1 protein-coding gene is annotated in these 259 nt (G+C 47.1%); it reads right to left on the bottom strand.

What is annotated here, in order from left to right; translation table 11 throughout:
- Positions 1-259 (bottom strand): type I restriction enzyme endonuclease domain-containing protein (locus tag SB756_RS31885; protein WP_410913476.1); only part of this gene is annotated, 259 nt, incomplete at both ends.

Here is a 259-nt window from a genome sequence, read left to right as displayed (position 1 = left end):
ATTGCTTCCTGAAACTCTTTTGCCATCTGGATCAGTTCTTCAATGACCTGGGCAGTTTCAATGGCGCGGTTGTTGTATTTGAGCAGCACGGCTTTCAGGCGATCTGAGTATTTCTTCTCCTGCACCACGTTGTTTTTAGTACGGGCATGAATGCCGTCATTTAGCAGTTTCTCCAACAGTTCCACTGCCAGATTGCGCTGCGGCATTTCACGCACTTCTTCCAGAAACTCGTCTGACAACAATCCGATATTTGGCTTTC

This window comes from Pseudomonas sp. SIMBA_068, assembly GCF_046534705.1.
GTDB lineage: Bacteria > Pseudomonadota > Gammaproteobacteria > Pseudomonadales > Pseudomonadaceae > Aquipseudomonas > Aquipseudomonas putida.
This window is presented reverse-complemented; position numbering and strand designations above follow the sequence as displayed.